At 68.3% G+C, this 4,158-nt stretch carries 4 protein-coding genes; 3 read left to right on the top strand and 1 reads right to left on the bottom strand.

The genetic code is table 11. The features are described from left to right. Positions 1–320: 320 nt before the first annotated feature. Positions 321–1,064, top strand: a complete 744-nt coding sequence (locus FV222_RS18915; protein WP_147764019.1) for a DUF2076 domain-containing protein — start codon at positions 321–323, stop codon at positions 1,062–1,064. A gap of 128 nt (positions 1,065–1,192) precedes the next feature. Here the strand turns inward: FV222_RS18915 and FV222_RS18910 are convergent, their stop codons facing one another. Next, positions 1,193–1,990 carry a L,D-transpeptidase gene (locus FV222_RS18910; protein ID WP_147764020.1) on the bottom strand — a complete coding sequence of 266 codons (798 nt, stop codon included), beginning with the start codon at positions 1,988–1,990 and terminating at the stop codon, positions 1,193–1,195. Between the two features lie 247 nt (positions 1,991–2,237). Between FV222_RS18910 and FV222_RS18905 the strand changes: the two genes are divergently transcribed. Next, positions 2,238–2,963 carry a chemotaxis protein gene (locus FV222_RS18905; RefSeq protein WP_147764021.1) on the top strand — a complete coding sequence of 242 codons (726 nt, stop codon included), beginning with the start codon at positions 2,238–2,240 and terminating at the stop codon, positions 2,961–2,963. A 63-nt stretch (positions 2,964–3,026) separates the two neighbouring features. Continuing rightward, positions 3,027–4,158: excinuclease ABC subunit UvrC (gene uvrC / locus FV222_RS18900; protein WP_147815382.1), on the top strand; the 1,132-nt coding region annotated here is incomplete at its 3' end.

Raw genomic sequence — 4,158 nt, 5'->3', positions numbered from 1 at the left:
TGAACCGCAACAACAGCACCGAGTTCGCTGTCGTGCGCGCCGGCCTGAACTACAAGTTCGGCTCGTACTAGGACCTTCGGGACCGGACGCGGCCCGCGACCCGGGCGGCAGACGGTCCCGATCCTCGACCCGACACGCAGAAGCCCGGCCGAAAGGCCGGGCTTTTTGCATTTCGGAAGGCCGTCCAGCCCGGCGAAACGAAGCTGTGCCTCACGGCGAAGTTTTCCGCGTGGCCCCTGACAAAGCGCCGCGTCTTCCCCATCTTCTGTGGATCCAGGAGGCGCGAGACGCCTCCTGTTCGACCCGAGGAGGACGACTCCATGAACAGCGAAGAACGCGACGTCATCTCCGGCATCTTCCAGCGCCTGGAGCAGGCCTCGAGCCAGCCCCGCGACGCCGATGCCGAGCGCTTCATTGCCGACAAGCTCCGGGCCCAGCCCTACGCGCCCTACGCGATGGCGCAGCTCATCTACGTGCAGGAAGAGGCGATCAAGAGCCTGAACCAGCAGCTCGAGCAGGCCCGCCAGCAGCAGGCGCAGCCGCAAGCCTCAGGCGGCGGCTTTTTGTCGAGCATCTTCGGCGGCGGCTCTCAGCGCCAGGATCCGCAGCCGCAGCAGCGGGTCGGCGGCGCCTGGGGCAACCAGGGCGGCGCGCCGCAGGGAAACCCTCAGCAAGGCTATCCTCAGCAAGGCTACCCGCAACAGGGTTATCCGCAGGGCGGCCCGCAGCAAGGCGGACCTTGGGGCGGCCAGCAGCAGGCGCCCGCCCGCGGCGGCGGCTTCATGGCGACGGCCTTGCCGATGGCGGCGGGCGCGGCCGGCGGCATGCTGCTTGGTAGCGCCTTGTCGAACGCCTTCGCTGGCGGCCATTCGAGCCTCGGCACCGCCTCGGCGGCCGGCCTTGGCGGCGGTACCACCATCGAGAACAACTATTTCGGCGCGGATGCCGGCGGCACCCAGGATTTCGGTGCGCCGCTCGGCGCCGGTAGCGACGCGGCCTTCGATGGCGGCAACGACGACTTCGCTGGCGACCTCGGCGGCGGCGACGACAGCGACTGGGCCTGATCGAAACCGGCGAAGCGGGCATGCACATTCGGGCTCGACGTCCGCTTCGCCGCCGATCCGTCGTAATGCAAAAAGGGCTCGGGACCGCCTTTCGAGGCGGCCCCGAGCCCTTTGTCTTTCCGTCTCGCCTACATCACCTCGACGCGCGTTCCCACCGGCACCCGTTCGTAGAGATCGACCACGTCGTCGTTCATCATCCGGATGCAGCCGGACGACACGTTCTGGCCGATCGTGTGCGGCTCGTTGGTGCCGTGGATGCGATAGAGCGACGAGCCGAGGTAAAGTGCCCGGGCCCCGAGCGGATTGCCCGGACCGCCCTCCATGTGGCGCGGCAGGTCCGGCCGGCGGGCCAGCATCTCCGCGGGCGGCGTCCAGTCCGGCCACTCGGCCTTGCGGCTGATCGTCTTGAGGCCGGACCAGGCGAAGCCGGGGCGTCCGACGCCGATGCCGTAGCGCATCGCCCGGCCGCCGGGCTGGACGAGGTAGAGGAACTTCGAGGGCGTATCGATCACGATCGTTCCCGGCCGCTGATGGCCGGGGAACGCGACCTCCTGCCGGGCGTAGCGCGGATCTGGGGCGCGGGCGATCCGGTCGGCCTCGGGGGGCAGGCCGCCCTGGACGGGCAACGCGGCGTAAGCGGGCGAGGCGTAGGCCGGTGCGGCACCGCCATAGGGCTCGATCGGGTCGCCGGAGCGCATCGCGGAGCCGTAAGCTGCCGCCTGGTACCCGGAGCGCGCAGAAGCGGAGCGGGCGCCTCCGTAGGACCCGCCGCGCGACCCACCACGGGCGCCGACATCGCCGGTGAACAGGTACTCGATCAGGCCGCCGCCGTATCCGTCATCCTCCGAATAGCGCGCCTGCGCTTGCGCTGCACCCGACCACACGGACGCGACCAGCGCCGCCCCTACGCACCAACTCGCCCGCATCACCGCACTCCTGCGCCGCGGTCTGGCTCGGTGCCGCCCGCTATGGTGCACAACGTCGGACCGGGATGCGCGACATCCGGTGAAGGAACGTGGTGAATCGAAGCCAGCGGCTCCGCAGGGGCTCGGTCGTCTCGAAGCAGCGTGAATCGAGCGTGAATCTGTTGCGGACACGAGCGATCTTCAGCAAACCGCAACCCTTATCGGTCTCAGATCAGGTTCGGATTTCCAAGACCACCGGTTCGAGCCGATGAATCAGAAGCGTTACCGCATCGAGGACAGCCTGGGCCTGGCGCCGGCCGTGGTGATGGCGCCGAGCGCCCAGCCCGTGGCGGGGGGCGCCAACCTCGACGAGATCCTGTCCGCGATCCAGGACCTGCGCCGCATCACCCAATCAAGCGCCGGCGAGACCATCGATGCGTGCCGCCGCGAGCTGAGCGAAGCCTTCGCGATGCGGTCCGAGCTCGACGTGATGAAGGCGGCGATCACCAACACCCGCGACGAGATCGCGGCGCTCTATCATTCCGAGAGCAACGGCAAGGGGATGCGCCGGGCGGCCGACGAGCTCGGCGCCGTGGTCGGCTCGACCGAGCGCGCCACCTCGACGCTGCTCACCGCGCTGGAGGACATCGAGGCGAGCGCCAACATCTTGCGTGCCGGCAACCTCGGCAAGGGCGGCCAGGACAAGGTCGACGTCATCCTTGACCGCGTCATCGTCGCCTACGAGGCCTGCAACTTCCAGGACCTGACCGGCCAGCGCATCAGCAAGATCGTCAACGTGATGAGCTTCGTCGAATCGCATCTCGACCGGATGATCTCCGCCTGGAGCGGACTCGACGGCTTCCGCGACCTGATCGACGGCGGCGTCGAGGCCGTCATCGACCCGGACGACGAGCGCTCCCTCCTGAACGGCCCGAAGCTCGACGAGGATCCGGGCCACGTCGATCAGTCGGACATCGACGCGCTGTTCGGCTGAGGCGGCGCGCCTTTGCGCGTCCCGCCCCTTCCCTCCCCAGTTTCGCGGGCTTAGATCACGGCGATGAGCCGGAGAGTCCCGTCAGGTCGAACCACCGAGGATCTGCCTCCCGAGGGCTTCGACGACGAAGCCTCGGAGAACGGAGCCTTCGACGACGAGCGGGACGAGGCCGTGCCGGCGCAGGCCGACGAGGCGCCCGAGATCGACTTCGATTTCGAGCCCGGCGCCGTCGAGGCCGGCACGGAGGTGATCCGTCGGTTCTGGAGCACGCTGCCCTTGGGGCCGGGCGTCTACCGGATGTTCGATGCCAAAGGCGACGTGCTCTACGTCGGCAAGGCCAAGAACCTGAAGGCCCGTGTCGGCTCGTACGCACGGGGCCAGGCGCATTCCAACCGCATCGCCCGGATGATCTCGCAGACGGCGGCGATGGAGTTCGTCACCACTGCCACCGAGACCGAGGCGCTGCTACTCGAGGCCAACCTGATCAAACAGTTGAAGCCGCGCTTCAACGTGCTGATGCGGGACGACAAGTCGTTCCCCTACATCCTCGTCACCGCCGACGGGCCGGCGCCGCAGATCGTCAAGCATCGCGGCGCACGGCGCCGCAAGGGCAGCTATTATGGGCCGTTCGCCAGCGTCTGGGCGGTGAACCGCACCGTGAACGCCCTGCAGCGCGCCTTCCTGCTGCGCACCTGCACCGACAGCTATTACGAGAACCGTACGCGGCCCTGCCTGCTGTTCCAGATCAAGCGCTGCTCCGGCCCCTGCACCGGCGAGATCGCGCTGGAGGACTATGCCGGCATGGCCGACTCGGCCAAGAACTTCCTCGCCGGCAAGTCCAACGCGGTGAAGGACCGGATGCGCCTGGAGATGCAGACCGCCTCCGACGCGATGGAGTTCGAGCGCGCCGCCCGCTTCCGCGACCGGATCAGTGCGCTGTCGGCGATTCAAGGCGTTCAGGGTGTCAACACGCAAGGGGTCGAGGAGGCGGACGTGTTCGCCCTCGACGAGCAGGCCGGGCAGTTCTGCATCGAGGTGTTCTTCTTCCGCAACTTCCAGAACTGGGGTAACCGCGCCTATTTCCCTAAGGCCGACCGCTCGATGACGCCGGACGAGGTGCTGGGCTCGTTCATCGGCCAGTTCTACGATGCGATGCCGGCGCCGCGCCTCGTGCTGACGAGCCATGCGGTCGAGG

The organism is Methylobacterium sp. WL103 (assembly GCF_008039885.1).
GTDB lineage: Bacteria > Pseudomonadota > Alphaproteobacteria > Rhizobiales > Beijerinckiaceae > Methylobacterium > Methylobacterium cerastii.
The sequence above is the reverse complement of the archived record's forward strand: the minus strand, read 5'-3'. Positions and strand labels throughout refer to the sequence as shown.